The 13,165-nt window shown below is 69.4% G+C and carries 13 protein-coding genes and 1 pseudogene; 6 read left to right on the top strand and 8 right to left on the bottom strand.

Features of this window, described 5'->3' with window-relative positions:
- Window positions 1-51: 51 nt before the first annotated feature.
- The 5 genes and pseudogenes from ACFXN1_RS17785 to ACFXN1_RS17765 all read right to left on the bottom strand — a co-directional run bounded on the left by ACFXN1_RS17785 (window position 52) and on the right by ACFXN1_RS17765 (window position 2,812).
- Entirely contained in the window at window positions 52-708 is a 657-nt protein-coding gene (locus tag ACFXN1_RS17785) for a TetR/AcrR family transcriptional regulator (protein ID WP_379385237.1), read from the bottom strand.
- Between the two features lie 211 nt (window positions 709-919).
- Window positions 920-1,300 (bottom strand): annotated as a pseudogene (locus tag ACFXN1_RS17780) (AAA family ATPase); the annotation flags it as partial.
- A 34-nt stretch (window positions 1,301-1,334) separates the two neighbouring features.
- Window positions 1,335-1,592, bottom strand: a complete 258-nt coding sequence (locus ACFXN1_RS17775; RefSeq protein WP_379385241.1) for an Ada metal-binding domain-containing protein — start codon at window positions 1,590-1,592, stop codon at window positions 1,335-1,337.
- A gap of 12 nt (window positions 1,593-1,604) precedes the next feature.
- Window positions 1,605-2,330: a 2OG-Fe(II) oxygenase gene (locus ACFXN1_RS17770; RefSeq protein ID WP_379439760.1), complete on the bottom strand. Its 726-nt coding sequence runs from the start codon at window positions 2,328-2,330 to the stop codon at window positions 1,605-1,607.
- Window positions 2,327-2,812: a methylated-DNA--[protein]-cysteine S-methyltransferase gene (locus tag ACFXN1_RS17765; protein ID WP_379439758.1), complete on the bottom strand. Its 486-nt coding sequence runs from the start codon at window positions 2,810-2,812 to the stop codon at window positions 2,327-2,329. The genes ACFXN1_RS17770 and ACFXN1_RS17765 overlap by 4 nt, the downstream gene beginning before the upstream one ends.
- A gap of 235 nt (window positions 2,813-3,047) precedes the next feature.
- Here ACFXN1_RS17765 and ACFXN1_RS17760 point away from each other — a divergent pair, with 235 nt between their 5' ends.
- From ACFXN1_RS17760 to ACFXN1_RS17740, 5 genes are all read left to right on the top strand, one after another.
- Entirely contained in the window at window positions 3,048-4,022 is a 975-nt protein-coding gene (locus ACFXN1_RS17760; RefSeq protein WP_379439757.1) for an alpha/beta hydrolase, read from the top strand.
- Window positions 4,023-4,046: 24 nt separating this feature from the next.
- Complete coding sequence (locus ACFXN1_RS17755) at window positions 4,047-4,499, top strand: MarR family winged helix-turn-helix transcriptional regulator (RefSeq protein ID WP_379403588.1); 453 nt, start codon at window positions 4,047-4,049, stop codon at window positions 4,497-4,499.
- Window positions 4,500-4,532: 33 nt separating this feature from the next.
- The gene (locus ACFXN1_RS17750; RefSeq protein ID WP_379439756.1) at window positions 4,533-5,111 is read left to right on the top strand and encodes a hydrolase; all 579 of its coding nucleotides are present in this window, start codon (window positions 4,533-4,535) and stop codon (window positions 5,109-5,111) included.
- 183 nt (window positions 5,112-5,294) lie between these two features.
- The gene (locus ACFXN1_RS17745; RefSeq protein WP_379439754.1) at window positions 5,295-6,467 is read left to right on the top strand and encodes a hypothetical protein; all 1,173 of its coding nucleotides are present in this window, start codon (window positions 5,295-5,297) and stop codon (window positions 6,465-6,467) included.
- Window positions 6,464-6,811, top strand: a complete 348-nt coding sequence (locus ACFXN1_RS17740; RefSeq protein WP_379439753.1) for a hypothetical protein — start codon at window positions 6,464-6,466, stop codon at window positions 6,809-6,811. The genes ACFXN1_RS17745 and ACFXN1_RS17740 overlap by 4 nt, the downstream gene beginning before the upstream one ends.
- Before the next feature lie 33 nt (window positions 6,812-6,844).
- Here the strand turns inward: ACFXN1_RS17740 and ACFXN1_RS17735 are convergent, their stop codons facing one another.
- The 3 genes from ACFXN1_RS17735 to ACFXN1_RS17725 all read right to left on the bottom strand — a co-directional run bounded on the left by ACFXN1_RS17735 (window position 6,845) and on the right by ACFXN1_RS17725 (window position 11,575).
- Entirely contained in the window at window positions 6,845-9,676 is a 2,832-nt protein-coding gene (locus ACFXN1_RS17735; RefSeq protein ID WP_379439751.1) for a hypothetical protein, read from the bottom strand.
- A gap of 109 nt (window positions 9,677-9,785) precedes the next feature.
- On the bottom strand, window positions 9,786-10,154 hold the full coding sequence (locus tag ACFXN1_RS17730) for a P-II family nitrogen regulator (RefSeq protein WP_354846270.1): 369 nt from the start codon (window positions 10,152-10,154) through the stop codon (window positions 9,786-9,788).
- Window positions 10,154-11,575: an ammonium transporter gene (locus ACFXN1_RS17725; protein WP_379403593.1), complete on the bottom strand. Its 1,422-nt coding sequence runs from the start codon at window positions 11,573-11,575 to the stop codon at window positions 10,154-10,156. Before ACFXN1_RS17725 ends, ACFXN1_RS17730 begins: the two co-directional genes overlap by 1 nt.
- Before the next feature lie 360 nt (window positions 11,576-11,935).
- Here ACFXN1_RS17725 and ACFXN1_RS17720 point away from each other — a divergent pair, with 360 nt between their 5' ends.
- Window positions 11,936-13,162 carry a hypothetical protein gene (locus ACFXN1_RS17720; protein ID WP_379439749.1) on the top strand — a complete coding sequence of 409 codons (1,227 nt, stop codon included), beginning with the start codon at window positions 11,936-11,938 and terminating at the stop codon, window positions 13,160-13,162.
- Window positions 13,163-13,165 lie beyond the last annotated feature (3 nt).

Raw genomic sequence — 13,165 nt, 5'->3', positions numbered from 1 at the left:
TGACAGCGCGGCCCGGCGTGGATGCCGGGCGATTGTGGCGACCAACAGCCGTCAGGGGGCCGGAGTGCTCACAATGGCCATGGCCGTGCGGGTGAACAACGGCGCCAGTTCGGGCAGCGCCTGGGCGCCCTTGGTGTGCAGGCAGGCGCGCACCCGATCGTCGATGCCGCCGAGCAGCATGTCGACCAGCTGCCGATCGGGTTCGGCGGTCAGATCGCCGTCGCGCACGCCGACCCGGGCCACCGCCATGATGTAGTCCGCGAATCGCTCGTGGACGCGCAGCCGATGTTCCACCAATCCCGGTCCGGCCGCCAGGGTTTCGACATACAGTGCGCGGGCCGCACCGGGCTGCATGGACAGCACGCCGAGATAGATCTCGAAGGAAATCCGCACCCGGTCGGCGAAATTCACGCCTTCGAGGCCGGTGACGGTCTCCTGCAACTGTTCCAGTGCCGCGCCGACCGCGAGATCGTATGCGGCGGCGAAACATTCGTCCTTCCCGCCGAATACCGCGTAGAAAGTGCGGCGCGCCACCTGCGCCCGGGTCACAATATCGGCGACCGTGGTGGCCGCGAAGCCGAGCTCACCCACCGCCTCCAGCACGGCGGTGCACAGGCGCCGGTACTGCGAGGCCTCCACCTGTTCGCGGGTCAGCCCGTGCCGGCCACGCGGCAGCGGTCCCGGTTCACCGATGGTTTCCACACTCACGTCCCCAGAATAAGTTTCCACGTCACCGAGCGACTAACGGTCCGGCCAATACCAGGGCGGTTCATCCGCTGTTCCCTGTTCGGCCACCGTCGTCACGCCTTCCTGTTCGAGCAATTCGATCATGGTCGCGTCGTCGGCGTACTCGTCGATGACGCCGATCAGTTCGTCCGAATGGCTCACCACCACCAGCTGGGTATCCTCGGCGGGCCAGGGCCAGGGCCAGGGTGCGGGTGCCGATCTGCGGTGCGCGGGCGGGGGCCGCGGCGTCGGTGCGCAGATGGTCGTAGAAGCGCCACGAGCGAATGCGCTCGCGCGGCGCGAGCAGGTCCGGCGCGCGTTGCGGATCGGCCGGCACGAGCGGGGTGTTCGGTCCGGAGCGGCCGGGTCCGGCGAAGATGGTCGATTCGAGCCCGCCCTCGCGGGCCAGGCCGGCGACCGCGCCATTGCGGGCGAAGTCGGCGAGCGGGCGCAGGACGCGGTAGTGGCTGGATTTGCCGCTGCCATTGGCACCGGTGACCACGTTCAGGCGGCCGAGCAGCACCCGCAGTTTGCGCAGGGACCGGCAGTTCTCCACGGCCAACGTGGTCAGCATGGGGTCCAGCGTATTAGCTACCAACCGGTCTCGATCAGTCGGTGAGTCCGGCCCGCCACTCCCGATAGGCCGACCGCGAGCACACCGCGCAGGGGCGATAGCCGGCCGCGACCGCGGTGGCCTCGTCCGCGAAGAAGACCCGATGGGCGGTGTAGCCGCCGCGGGCGAGGGCGCGCAGCGCGGCCGGACAGTCCAGGCGGCCGTAGATCTTCAGGCGGCGATGGCCGCCCAGGACGCCGGGGGTCCGGCTGGCATACGGGCGGCCGTCCGCGCCGAGCAGGGTGTACGCCATCGCCCTCCCCTCTCAGGCGTCGTGGAAGACCAGGCCCAGGGTGTGGCGCTGACCGGACCGCACCAGGCTCACCCCGTGCCGCATGGGCGCGGCCGACCAGCCGCGTGTTCCGCGCACCGGGCGATCGCGGGTGGTGAAGATCAGGCCGTGCCCCTGCGGCAGCGCCATGGCCGCGCCGCGGGATTGCGCGCGCGGGCGCTGCTCGACCATGAGGAATTCACCACCGGTGTAGTCCACGCCCGGTGCGTCCAGACCGATCACGACCTGGAGCGGAAACACCATGTCGCCGAACAGGTCCCGGTGCAGGGCATTCCAGTCGCCGGGACCGTAGCGCAGCAGGATCTGCGAGCCCTTCACCTGACCGGCCCGATGACACTGGGCGATCCACTCGTCCAGGCGTTCCGGCCAGGTGCCGGGCCGGCCCAGCCGGGCGGCCCAATCCCGCGCTATGGGAAGCAGTTTCGGATACAGAGCCCACCGCAGCTCGGCCACGATCTCGGGGAGGTCATGGGTGAAGTAGCGGTATTCGCCCGAGCCGAAACGGTGGCGGGCCATGTCGACCGTCGAACGGAAATGCTCCTCCTCGTCGTAAAGCCCTGCGAGGGTCCGGCATTCGGCGGCGGTGAGCAGCGGACCGGTGAGCGCGTGGCCGTGGTCGTCGAGCTCACCGGCCAGGGCCGCCCATTCCTGCTGGGCGACCCGGCCGGCCCACACCGAGCCGAGGGCAGCGGTGGTCATGCGGCCCGCTCGAGGGCCAGCAGTTGCTGCTTGCGCTCCACTCCCCCGGCGTACCCGGTGAGCGAGCCGTCGAAGCCGATCACGCGGTGACAGGGTCGCACGATCAGCAGCGGATTCGCACCGATGGCCGAACCCACCGCGCGCACGGCTGCCCTGGGTGCGCCGATGCGCGCCGCGATCTCCCCGTAGGTGGTGGTGGTCCCGTAGGGGATCTCTTCCAGGGCACTCCACACGCGCCGCTGGAAATCGGTTCCGGCGCTGCCGAATCGGAGATCGAACTCGCTCCGCTCCCCGGCGAAGTAGGCGGTCAGCTGCCCCACCACCTCGGCGAACGCTTCGGCGTCCGCAGTCCACTCCCCCTCCACCAGCATGCTCTTGCTCCCGGCCATCGATACCGCGGTCAGCTCCACCGAGTCGCCCCGCAGCTCCCCCACCAGCAGCAACTCTCCGACCGGGCTGGCCATCGTGGTGTACACGCGCATCGCTTCCTCCTTCGTCGTCTTCTCTCTTCCTCACCTACTCTGGCCCAGTCGATCCCCGATGACCGGCGGGAATCAGCCATCGCGCTGGCGGCATTCGGACAGACGTCAGCCCGGCCCATGGCCCGGAACGGGAACATTTCTTCAATACCTCCGGCGGGGTGCCGCCGATGCTGGGGGCATGTTCAGACACGACAGGAATGACACGAACCGGGCGGGCACGGGAGAGCGGCCGCCGTTGGGTATTCGGCTGCTGCACGCCCTGCGCACGGACCCGGATTGGGAAACGCTGACGGCGGCGGAGTTGGCTACACACAGTGAGGCGGCCAATCGTCTCTTCGGGTCGCGGGCAGTGCGGGTGATCACCGGTTTTCCGGAGCGCGGCACCACTACTGATTGGGAGGAGGTGGCGCTGGGTGATCGCGTGATCCCGGTCCGGGTGTACCGGCCGTCGGGCGAACGCGGCGGCACGCTGCCGCTGGTGATGCACGTCCACGGTGGCGGGTTCGCGGGGACGGCGGCGCAATGCGATTGGGGGAACAGTCATCTCGCGGCGCGGCTGCCCGCGGTCGTCGTGTCGGTCGAGCATCGCCTGCTCGCGCCGGGGATTCCGCTGTCGGCGGCCGCCGACGACGGCTGGGATGTGCTGCGGCACATTGTGAATCACGCCGGAGAATGGGGAGTCGACCCCACACGGGTGGCCGTCGCCGGGGAGAGCACCGGCGCATTGATCACCGCGCTGTCCGCGATCCGCGCCAAGGCGTCCGGACTGACGCTGCGGGCACAGGTATTGGTCAACCCCGCGAGCGATCTGGCCGGGTCGTTCGATGACTATGCGTCGATCTCCCGGTACGCGGACAGTCCGACGCTCAGCCTGCCGAAGCTGAACCTGTTCCGGCAGTTGGCCGTACCGCCCGGCTCCGATCCTCGTGCGGTATCACCTCTGTATGCCGACGACCTCGGCGGGCTCGCCCCGGCCCTGGTGGTGGTGCCGACCCTGGACCCCCTGGCAGACCAGGGCCGCCGCTATGCCGAGCGGCTGCGCGAGTCCGGCACGCCCACACAGCTTTCCGAGTACCCCGGCGCGACACACGCGTTCATCACGATGCCCGGCCTGGTGCCCCAGGCCAGAGCGGCGCGCGCGGAGATCACCCGCTTCCTCCGCGACCGCTTGGCCGGATCACAAATTCGACAGGCAAACTTGCAAGTTTGACTTTGCTTGTGGCACTCTGGGCCGGTGAGCGTGAACGGAGAGGACAGGTCGGCCGCAGCAGTGGCCGCCGCCGCGAGCGAACTGCGTGTCGCCGCAAGTCGGCTGCTGCGGCAGTTGCGGACGGCCCGGGCCGGGATCGAGATGACGCCCTCGCAGGCCGTGGCGCTGAGCCGGCTCGGACACGAGGGGCCGATGTCGGTCGCCGATCTGGCGCGGGCCGAGCGGGTGCGGCCGCAGTCCATGCGCACCACCCTCGCCGTGCTGGAGGAGCGCGGGCTGGTGGTGCGCGCGCCGCATCCGACCGATCAGCGGCAGGTGCTGCTGTCACTGTCCGAGGCGGGACAGCGGTTGCTGCGGCTGGCGCACGACGCCAAGGAAGACTGGCTGGCCACCGCGATCACGACCAAACTCTCGCCGGGCGAACAGGATTCGCTCATCGCCGCGATCCCGCTGCTCGCCCGGCTCACCGAAGACTGACCGGAATCACCACTCCCAGAGAAGGATTGCACCTTGACCGACACCCTGCTCGATCCCAACACCGCTCTGGTTCTCATCGACCTGCAGCGCGGTATCGTCGCCGCCCCCACCCAGCCCTACCCCGCGGACGAGGTGGTGCGCCGGGGAACCGAGCTGGCCAAGGCCTTCCGCGACAAGGGCCTGCCGGTCGTCCTGGTGCGCGTCACCTTCGCCGCGGACGGCAGCGACATGCCACCCGGCCGCACCATGCAGCCCGCCGGCGCGTTCACCCCGCCGCCCGGCTGGGACGAGCTCCTCGACGAACTCGACATCCAGCCCACCGACATCCGGATCACCAAGCGCCAGTGGGGCGCCTTCCACGGCACCGACCTCGACCTGCACCTGCGCCGCCGCGGCGTCACCGCCATCGTCCTGGGCGGCATCGCCACCAGCATCGGCGTCGAATCCACCGCCCGCGCCGCCCACGAACACGGCTACCACGTCATCGTCGCCACCGACGCCGCCGCCGACCGCGACCCCGCCGCCCACACCCACTCCATCGAGAAGATCTTCCCCCGTCTCGGCGTCACCGCCACCACCGAGGAAGTCCTGGACGCCGTCACCAAGCTCTGACCGGATCAGGAGCATCCAGCAACCAAGATCAGGGAGCTCTCACTGCTGCGGAAATCCGTCCGATTTCCGTCGCTGAGAGCTCCCTGATCTTGTTGCCGACTGCGCACTGCGATCCCGGCTGCCGATGGATCGGGGTGAAAATCGTTGTCGCAGTGGGCCGGGTGGGGAATGTACGTTCGGCTCATGGGGAGTCCGATCGAAATACTTCGACCACACAGGTTTCGGCGTTGGGTTGCGATTCTGGCCTGGCTGCTGGCTGCGTTGTCGGTGGCGGCGTTGGTGCCGGGCTGGTGGTGTGGGCGCGATGCCGATGCGTGGTTCGATGGGGATTCGGGGCGGGTGCGTGGGCTTGCGGAGGAGCTCGTGGCGTTCGAGGATGCCGATGATCAGCTGCGGGAGGGCGGCGCGGGTGGAGAGATCACCGGGATGTGGGGGCTGCTCGCGCATCAGATGACCGCCCTGGGGTTGGCTCAGGTGTGTCTGGCGCACCCGGAATGGCGGGAACGGTTCGCGCCCATCGCGACTCGTGCGGCAGCGAAGAGTCTGCGGCCGGAGATGCGGGACTTGTTCACCGCGGCCTGGAACGGCGAGGATGGGCTGGCGGTTCCGGACAGTCCGCACGGGCACGCGTATCTTTCGTATCCCGCGCTCGCGCTCGGGATGGCGCGGCTGGTCGACCCGGCGTTCCCGCCCGACCTCGCGGCCCAGGATGACGCGCTGGTCGCCTCCTACGAGCGCCGCCTGCTCGCCTCGCCCGCCGCATTGCTGGAAACCTTTCCGGGCGAGGCCTATCCCACCGATGTGGCGGCGGTCGCCGCGGCCATCGCGGTGCACGGCCGCGCGACCGGCGTCGACCACACGGCGGTACTCGCCCATTGGGCGCAACAGGTCCGCGCGGTCCAGATCGATCGAGGCACCGGACTGCTGGTGCAGCGCATGGGAGTCGACGCGCACGCGCACGATGCCCCACGCGCCTCGGGAACCGGGCTGGGCGCCTATTTCGCCGGTTTCGCGAACCGCGCACTGGCCGAGGAGTTGGCGACCGGACTGTTCCACCAGGAGCGAAACATCCTGGGCTTCAGCGCCATCCACGAGTACGGCCGGGGTTCCGATGGCACCGGAGACATCGACAGCGGTCCGGTCATCCTCGGAATATCGGTCTCGGCCACCGGCTTCGCGCTCGCCCCGGCCCGCGCCCTCGGCCACCGCGGCATCTTCACCCGCCTGTTCCGCACCACCGACCTCGCCGGCCTCCCCCTGCGCAGCGGCAACCGCCTGCGCTTCGCCAACGGCGGCGTGATCGGCAACGCCCTCCTACTCGCCTTCCTCACCTCCGGCCCGGAGCTCGCCGCATGAGAATTCCCGCCACCCAGTGGCTGCGCGCAGGATGGCGTCTCATCCGGCTCCCACTGATCCCGATCGTCCTGTACCTCGCCCTGCGCCCCGTCCTGGCGGCACTGTCGGAGCGACACGGATTCGGCTCCCCCGACGGCATGAGCGTGGGCTATCTGGCAGTCGCCGCCACCCTGATAGCGCTGCGCATGGTGTTGCTGGTGATCGTGCCCGCCTACCTCTCGTACCGCGTTGTGGCACACACGGTTACGCGCTTCCTACGCCGAGGCGATCCGCAGAACCTGTCCGAAGCTGTCGACCGGTCGCCGGATTCGATCACGGCGAACAACAGCGACCAGCAACCGTGAGCCCGGTCCGAGAAGCTTCGAGGGAGGGCGACGCTATTCCCGGTGGGCTCGGGACCAGAGGGCCGGCCAGCCGCCGGCGCCGAGCCAGGCGGTCGGGATGAGGAGGCCGTGGTCGGCTATGTGGGCCCAGAAGGTTTCGTGGCCGGGGCCGGGGTCGGGGGTGCCGAGTTCGAGGGCGGCGGGCCAGGCGGTGAGCCAGGGGCCCTCGGGGGCGGAGAGGGAGGTGGCGGGGTAGCCGGGGACGGTGGTGGCTCGGGGGGCGCTGATCGCGGTCACCGGGGTGGAGTGGGTGGGGGTGCAGGTGGTGGCCAGGATCAGGGGGCAGAGCAGATCGGGGGTGGGGTGGCGGCTGATGGCGTGGGTGAGGGCGGGGTCGCCGCGGCGGGCGAGGCGGCCGAGGACGGCGCGGACGCGCTGGGCGATCAGGTCCATGCTGCGGGCGGTGGCGATGTCCGGCTCTTTTATCAAGGCGCGCAGCCGCTTCGACGGTACGGGCGCATCGGCCGTGACGGTGGGCAGGCGGGGGTAGCGGGTCAGGAGGGCGGCGTCCAGGGATTCGATCGCGGCGGCGAGGGGGCGGCTGCCGCCGGCGGTCCACACGGCGGGCAGGGCGGCGGGGTCGGCGTCGAGGAAGGTCGCGCACAGGGCGGTGAGCCGGTCGATGCCCGAACGGCGCAGAGCGGTCAGCGTTTTGGGATCGCCGTCGGTGTCTCCGGCCAGAGCGGCGAGGACGCGCAGGGCGGCTTCCGACTCGACCATCGCCTTGCGGACCGCTTCGTGCAGTGCGGGACCGACCTCACGAACCGGATCAGGTGCCGAGCGCCGGGCCCGAGCGGGCGGCTCGGCAGTCACCAACTCCACCGGATCAGGTTCCGGCTCCTCGACGCGGAGGGTCGCGGCCCAGTCCCGGACCGCCTGCCGCACTGCGGGATCGGCTTCCTGGTTGAATCGCCCGGCGATCTCGCTGACCGTCCACCCGCGGCCGGCGCGGCGCAGTTCGGCATTGACCTGGAGGTGGTCGTGCTCGTCGCGCAGGCCGAGCAGGATGCTGCGCCCGCGCACGGCCTGACTTTGATACCACTGTCCCGCAATGCAATTGCCCATATGGTCCGACCACTCCGCGAGCCGGGTGGCGGTGCGGGCGATCTGAATCCGCAGCGACGTCCCGGGCAACCCGGCACCGTCGTGGGCGAGGACCGGTTCGGCGACCTCGAATTCGCTGGTGAGCGCAGCGGCCACGACACCGCTGCCCACCAGTCCGGCGCACAGGCGCGCCCAGTCCCGGCACCGGGCAGGCACGGTCGCCCCGAGGTCGACCAGCTGGGCGGCTCCGGCGACCGCGAGCGGTATGGAGTCCGACCGCGGCGTCAGCGGATCCGGCTGCGGTGCCGCCGGATTCGTCTCGAAGTCGGGTACCCGGTAGTAGTGCGTCGGCACGGCGGCCTCATGTCCGCGCGCCCGCGCCATGGCATCGGCGAGGTCGGCGAACCACAGCAGGTCGGAGGCATGCTCGGCCGCGGCGGGATCCCCCGCCAGCCGGACCGCGAGGCCGGGCTGACCATGGACGCGCACCATCGGGTCGAAACGCCAGTCCTGGGGTGGCCGCTGCGCGGTGTAACCGGCGACCGCGCGCCAGGCCCGCAGCGAGCTCGAATCCCAGTGTTCCGCCGGGAACGACCGTGCGGGGATATCGATGCCGAGCAACATCCGGCACCGCTCGTCGACCACGATCGCGGAGGCGAGCGCGGTCCGCATCCGGGCGCGCACGAACCGTTCGTAGGCGGCGTTGCGTGGCTGCTGTTGCCGCAGCCACGCGTCGATCTCACGAACATGGACACCGGGCCGCACGGGCAGGGCGTTCAGCTCGCCGACGGGATACCTGGCCGCCTTGATCTCTCGCGAGGTGAGCATCCCCGAGACCACGGCGATCTCCTCGCGCACCCGGTCGATGCCCGCGACCACCCCGAGTTCGTGGACCGCGACCGCGGCCCGCAGCAGCACGGTGGCCGCGAGCGCGTCCTGGATCATCCGTTCGACGCAGTGCTTCCAGAGATTGCGCCAGGTCGGGCGAAATCGAATGGCCGTCGGCAGGGTGAGCGGCCCCGGGGTCGATCCCTGGACGAGTTCGACCAGCTGCTGCTCGTAGAACCGGTCGGAGCGTTCACGCAGCGACTCCAGCACGCTCAGATCATGGCTCGCCAGCAGCCGTTCACGCTCGAGCACGGCGCGCTGCCGCGCGCACACCTGCTCCCACAGATCCAGCACCAGCTCCAGCCGCCGTGGGCGCGAACAGGATTCGAGGACCCGGCCCAGATTCGCCGCCAGCACCGACGCCGCGCCGTCGGGCACCGGATCGATGCCGTCGGGCGCGCGCAGCTCGAGCACACGCACCAGTTGCTCGGGTCCGAGCAGATCCGCCGCCGCGGACGCCAATACCACTGCGGCCCAGCGCCCCTCGCCGATAGCCTGCTCGGCGGCCGCGCCCGCGGGTTTGGTGGCCGTCACCCCGAACAGCGCGACCAGGGTCGCCGTCCGCTCCCCCAGCCGCCACCCGCCGCCGACCTTCAGCACCCGCAGTGCCGCCAGCACCGCGTCCCGCCGGTCACCGCCGGCGCCCGCCAGCCGCGCGGACACGAAGCCGTCGCCCAGATCGATTCCGGCCCCGGCGATTACGGTGCCGCCGAACTCGATGAGCCCGGCCAGGTCGGCGCAGGCGATGGCCACGCGGGCGGGATCGCTGTCCCGTGCGCCCAGGACGACCGCCGCGCCCTCGGGCCCGTCATGCTCGATCGCCTCCCCCGTCTCGACCAGCCAGGCGCGCCGATCACGTTCCGCGACCACGCCGAATGCCAACAGCACTGCCAAACCCGAACTCCCACCGATGAATTGCTACGCCGCCTCGAATCAGCACGGCACACTCCCGCCCCGACCATACGATCGGGGCGGGAGCGCGGCAATCGAGTTTCCCGGCCGTTCACAACCGGCGGGCGTCGATCATCCAGATCTGGATATTGGAGGCTTCGTGGTTGGAGCCGATCCGGCCGATCATGCGCACCAGGTCGGTGACATCCTCGGTCCGGGCGAGTAATTCGACTCGCAGGCCGGCGGAGACATCGGTTTCGAAACGTTGTCCGCGATAGCTTTCGACGCGGTTGTCACGGTCGTCCACACGATAGACCTGGGTGACCACCATGCGCCGCACACCGAAGGCGGCGAGGGCCTGTTTGATCTGATCGAACAGGCCGGGCGGCACCACCAGCGTGAGGAGTTTCGCGTCCGCACCGCCGCCCGGGTCCATATTGTGGTAACCGATCATGCCGCCGAGGTGCAGCGGCGCCGACATCAGGATTCCTTGGCCGGAATCTCCGCTCCGTCCTGCCGCACTGCCGCTTCCGTTCGCACCGCTTTCCGCACGGACGGTTGCGCGTGGACGAGCGTGTCGTCCGGATACGCCTCTTCCTCGTGTGCTCCGACGTCACCGGTCTCGAGCACGTCGTCGGGCATGCGCAGGCTCATGAACAGGCTCAGCACCTTGAGAATGACGAAGGTGACCAGCGCATCCCAGACGATCACCGTCGCGGCCGCACCCGCCTGCCAGAGCAGCAGTTTCGGATTGTGCCCGTAGAGCCAGCCGCCGTAGGTGGCGTCGGCCGCGCCGCCGGTGCCCAGGTACACCCGGATGTTCGGGTCGGCCAGCACACCGACCAGCATGCCGCCCGCCAGCCCGGCCACGCCGTGGGTGTGCACCACGCCGAGGGTGTCGTCGACCTTGCGGAACAGCCGGGTGCGCCCGAGCTTGTTCCAGGACAGCCACACCAGGGTCGAGGCGATCAGACCGATCACCATGGCCCCGAAGCTGTTCACGAAGCCCGCCGCCGGGGTGATGGCGACCAGGCCGGCGATCATGCCGTTGACCGCGCCCAGGAAGTTGGGCCGCCGCGACGGACCGGCCAGCATGTCCCAGATCACCCAGGTCAGCACCGCGACCGCGGTGGCGAGATTGGTATTGATCACCGCGAGTGAGGCATCCGCACCCGAGAAGTACGGGTCGCCGCCGTTGAAGCCGTTCCAGCCCAGCCACAGGATGCCCGCCCCGGCAGCGGCCATGGGCAGGTTGTTGGGCACCGCCCGTTCCCGGTCGCGGGTCAGCCGCGGGCCGATGACCGCCGCGGCCACGAAGCCCGTGGTGCCCGCGGCCAGGTGGATGACATATCCACCCGAGTAGTCGAGCGCACCCATTTGCGACCACCAGCCGCCGCCCCAGATCAGGAATGCATTGACCGAATACGCCAGCGTCGACCAGAGCGGGACGAAGATCAGCCACACCTTGAAATTGATGCGCCCGATCACGCTGCCCAGGAACAGCAGCGGTGTGATGCCGGCGAACACGAACTGGAAGTAGGCCAGCGTGGTCTGGGAGAATCGGAACTTGGGCATGAGTCCGTCGAGCAGCGGAATCACGGCCTGCTCTTGATTATTGGAACTCAGAATTGTGTGCGGCTTGCCGATTGCGGCCCGCAGTATTCCTGGGCCCAGTTTGACGGGCTCGCCGAACCCCATCTTGAAGCCCCACAGCACCCACACCACCAGGACCAGCGAGAATCCGGTGAACGCCATGAGCATGGTATTGACGGCCCATTTGCGTTGCACCAGACCGCCGTACAAGATCGCGATACCGGGAATGCTCATCAGGCCGACTAGAGTCGCAGCTACCAACTGCCAGGCATTGTCGCCGGGATTCAGCCAGTCGGGATACGGTGACATGGTTCAGCGCTACCTCACCGCGGAGCGGGCAGGCACCAGACCCGCTCCAGCACTAAATTACGTTGTGACATAAGGTGTCTAAGGTCACATCGGGTGAACCAAGTGTTGTGCCGGAACATTTCCCGGCGATTACACGCGGTTAAATCTGGATTTCATGGTTCGGTCGTGAATGCACGTGCATTCGAAATGATGGACCCGCTCAGCGAATTCCGACCGGTTGGAACTCGATCGACAGGGTGCGATCGCTACCGTACGATCTGGCTACGGGGAGCATCGGCCGGTCGAACGGGGGAAACGGAGTTGAGGAGTCGCTTACCGGCGACCATTCGCAGTCGCTCAGCGGCGATCACTCGCGGGGGCATGCAATGGACGCGGCGCTTCGTGCGCACCGCGCCCGGCGTCATCGGTGCGGTGGGCGCTGCCCTCGCACTGCTGGCCCTGCTCGGCGGCCTGGTGACCGCCGATCAGCAGAGCACCAAGATCACTCGCCACGACACCGTCCTGGCGCACACCGAACCTCTGGCCAATGCCGCGCAGCGGCTGTACGTGGCACTGTCCACGGCCGACGCGGCGGCGTCCACGGCCTATCTCTCCGGCGGCATCGAGTCGCCCGAGGTGCGGATCCGCTACGAGAACGCGCTGACCGACGCGGCCGCCGCGCTCGCGGAGGCCACCACCGGCGCCGCGGACGCCGAGACCCGCACCATCCTGGGCCGGATCTCGGCCGAATTGCCCAGTTACACCGGCTATGTCGAGGCGGCGCGGGCCAATAACCGGCAGGGCCTGCCGGTCGGCTCCGCGTATCTGCGGCAGGCGTCGGCGCTCATGCAGGGCTCGATCCTGAAGGACGCGGGCGAACTGGAGCACATTCGCCTCGCACAGCTGCACAGCGATCAGGGCGCGATCACCGGGCTGCCCTGGTGGAGCGCGGGCACGCTGGTGCTGCTGCTCGCGGCCTGCGGCTACGGCTCGTGGATTCTGGTGCGGCGCACCAACCGCTGGATCAATCCGGGCGTGGTCACGGCCGGCGGTCTGACGGTGGTCGCGCTGCTGTGGGTCCTGGCCACCACGGCCGCGACCACGGCGGCCATCGACACCGGGGCCACTGCCCGCTTCGAAAAGCTCGCGCAGGCAAGAATTCTCGCCCAGCAGGCGCGCACCGAGGAGACGCTGCAGCTCATCACCCGCGGCGACGTCGACGCCAGCGAGCAGCGCTTCACCGCCGGCAGCGACCAGTTGCGCGCGGATCTGGCCGGCTTGCTGAGCGGCAATTCCGCGGCGTCGAAAGCCTTCTCGGGCTGGCAGGACGGCCATCAGAAGGAGCTCGCCGCCTACAAGTCCAACGACTACCGCGGGGCGGTCGACCAGTCGATCAAGACCGACGGCGCGGGATCCGCGGCCCAGTTCACCGCCCTCGACGACGCCTTGAAGACCGAACTCGAGCGCACCCGCCAGGAAGTGCGCGACGATGTGAACACGGCCGGAAATGCCCTCACCCTGAGCCCGCTGGGCACGCTGGTGCTGCTGCTGGCGGCGGCGGGATCGATCGTCGTCGGGGTATGGCCGCGGTTGAAGGAGTTCCTGTGAAGC

Origin of the sequence: Nocardia sp. NPDC059154 (assembly GCF_042755705.1) — a bacterium.
Lineage (GTDB): Bacteria > Actinomycetota > Actinomycetes > Mycobacteriales > Mycobacteriaceae > Nocardia.
The sequence above is the reverse complement of the archived record's forward strand: the minus strand, read 5'-3'. Positions and strand labels throughout refer to the sequence as shown.